The 2,835-nt window shown below is 68.6% G+C and carries 2 protein-coding genes, 1 tRNA gene and 1 pseudogene; all 4 read left to right on the forward strand.

The annotated features are described in order from the left end of the window. Positions 1-271, forward strand: a pseudogene (locus FV228_RS25760) (FAD-binding monooxygenase); the annotation flags it as partial. Between the two features lie 34 nt (positions 272-305). Further along, positions 306-392, forward strand: a tRNA-Leu gene (locus FV228_RS25765). A gap of 613 nt (positions 393-1,005) precedes the next feature. After that, positions 1,006-2,577, forward strand: coding sequence for an RNA polymerase factor sigma-54 (rpoN, locus tag FV228_RS25770; RefSeq protein ID WP_147857140.1), 1,572 nt, complete (start codon positions 1,006-1,008; stop codon positions 2,575-2,577). 78 nt (positions 2,578-2,655) lie between these two features. Beyond that, positions 2,656-2,835 (forward strand): NTP transferase domain-containing protein (locus tag FV228_RS25775; RefSeq protein WP_147857141.1); only part of this gene is annotated, 180 nt, incomplete at its 3' end.

A 2,835-nucleotide genomic window follows, 5' to 3' on the forward strand; every position in this document is an offset into this window, starting at 1 on the left:
GGCGCAGGGCGCGGCCCTCGCGATCGAAGACGCCGCCGTGCTGACGCGCTCGCTCACCGACCACGCGGACGTCCCGGCGGCGCTCGCGGCTTACGCCACGGACCGCACCGCCCGGGTGCGGCGGGTGCAGAAGGCCGCCCGCGCCAACGGCCGGACCTACCACGCCGGCGGCCTCGTGGGCCTCGCCCGCAACGCCGTGATGGCCCGCCTCGGCCCCGACGGCATGCGCGACCGCTACGCCTGGCTGTACAGCTGGACGCCCCCGGCTTGATCGCGTGCCCCGTCGCGGCTACCGAGGGGCCCATGCGGACGTGGCGGAACCGGTAGACGCACGAGACTTAAAATCTTGCGGCCGCAAGGCCGTGCGGGTTCGAGTCCCGCCGTCCGCACCAGATGCTTTTTGCGTCGCAACGCCCCCGACCAGCAGCCTGACAGCGCCCGTCGTCCACACCCATGGTCCCTAGCGCACGTTGCAGCCCTGCGGGCAGCCTCTTGCCGATCCACCGGCTTGCGCCGGTCGCGGGCGCGGCGGAACTCTTCCTCGGCATGCCTCGACCAGTCCAACGTTCTGCGAAGAGCAGTCAGAACGGCGTAAACCGAAAATACCGACATCTAAAATTTCGCAAATTACTTGTTAATCTAAAGCACGATCTTTTAATTAACTGCCAACGTAACCCGTTTCATTCCATAATATCGCGTTTCGGCCGGACTATATCGTCGGACAGTTCTGCGGTAGCCTGAGCGGATGCTCGTACCTGCTCCGGGGCCGCTGCAGACGTGCAGAGCTTCGTTAAAGCTTCGTCGCGAGATTGGAGACCCATCGGATGTGGCTTCGGCACCACGAGCCGGCCCCGAACAGGAACTTGCCAACACCGTTGAGCAGCCACGTACTTTGACGGGCGCTGGAGATCGGTTTAGAGGTGATCGTGCACGAGAAGCAATAACCATGCCGCTGGCAGCGTCGCCCGGCTGGTCGTTCACGCTGAAAGGGCATTGGGGCCGCTGATGAGTTTGGTGCAACGGCTGGAAGTGCGTCAGGGCCAGGCCCTGGTGATGACGCCGCAGCTCCTGCAAGCGATCAAACTCCTGCAACTGTCGCACCTCGATCTCGCCGCCTATGTCGAGACCGAGCTGGAGCGGAACCCCCTGCTGGAACGCGCCGAAGCCGATGGCCCCGCGACCGGTGACGCGGACGCGGCCGGTCCGTCGAGCGAGACCTCGGGCGAGCCGTTCGACGCATCCGACCCCGATTCGTGGCAACCGCCGGAACTCAATCCGAGTCGCGGCGAGATTGACACCGATTTCGACGCACGGCTCGACAACGTCTTCCCCGATGACGCCCCGACGCAGGTCCAGGAATCCTCCGCGGGCGACATGCTCTCGCTGACCCCGCCGCCCTACGGCAGCAGCGGGGGCAGCTTCGATTCCGAGGCGCCGGATTTCGAGGCGGCCCTGACGGCCGAGATTTCCCTGCGCGACCACCTCGTGGGCCAGCTCGAGCTGGCGACCCGGGATCCGGTCGAGCGGCTGATCGGCGGGTTCCTGATCGACGCGGTCGACGAGGCCGGATACCTGCGCGAGACGGTCGAGGGCGTGGCCCAGCGCCTCGGCGCGGACGCCGACACGGTGGCCCGGGTGCTGACCCAGGTCCAGAGCTTCGACCCACCCGGCATCGCCGCCCGGGACCTCGCCGAGTGCCTGGCGATCCAGCTGTGCGAGCGCGACCGGTACGACCCTGCGATGCAGGCCCTGGTCTCCCGCCTCGACCTCGTGGCCAAGCGCGATTTCACCGCCCTGCGCCGCCTGTGCGGCGTGGACGACGAGGATCTCGTCGAGATGCTGGGCGAGATCCGGAGGCTCGATCCGAAGCCCGGCCGCGCCTTCGGCTCCAGCGCCGTCGAGGTGCTGATCCCGGACGTGTTCGTGCGCGCCGCCCCGGACGGGTCCTGGCTGGTCGAGCTCAATGGCGAGGCGCTGCCGCGGGTGCTGGTCAACCAGAGCTACTATGCCCGGGTCGTCCGCGGCGCCTCCGCCGAGGGCGACAAGGCCTTCCTGTCCGAGGCGCTGCAGAACGCCAACTGGCTCACCCGATCGCTGGAACAGCGGGCCCGCACGATCCTGAAGGTCGCCACCGAGATCGTGCGCCAGCAGGACGGGTTCTTCGTCCACGGCGTCACGCATCTGCGCCCGCTGAACCTGAAGACCGTCGCCGAGGCGATCGGCATGCACGAATCGACCGTGTCCCGGGTGACCTCCAACAAGGCGATCGGCACGAGCCGCGGCACCCTGGAGATGAAGTACTTCTTCACCGCGGCGATTCCGGGCGCGGCCGGCATGGCGGCGCATTCCTCGGAAGCGGTGCGCCACCGGATCAAGCAGCTGGTGGATGGCGAAACGCCGGACGACGTGCTCTCCGACGACGCGCTGGTGCAGAAGCTGCGCAGCGAGGGCGTCGACATCGCCCGCCGGACCGTGGCCAAATACCGGGAATCCCTCCGGATCCCGAGTTCGATCGAGCGCCGCCGCGAGCATTACGCCCACGGCACCGCCCATCACGGGGCGCTGGCGCTGCGCTGAGACTCTGCGGGACGGCCTTGCGCCGCGCCGCCGTCCGGCCCATCGGTCGCGCGCCGAATGATGACGCCCGGACCCGCGATGACTTCGACCGCCCAGCTCCCACGCAGCCTCACCGCCATCGTGCTCGCGGCCGGGAAGGGCACGCGGATGCGCTCGGACCTGCCGAAGGTGCTCCACCGGGTCGCCGGGCGCAGCATGCTGGGCCATGTGCTGGCCGCCGTGCAGGCAGCGGGCGCCGGCCGGATCGCCGTGGTGGCC

The organism is Methylobacterium sp. WL18, assembly GCF_008040015.1.
GTDB classification, from domain to species: Bacteria; Pseudomonadota; Alphaproteobacteria; order Rhizobiales; family Beijerinckiaceae; genus Methylobacterium; species Methylobacterium mesophilicum.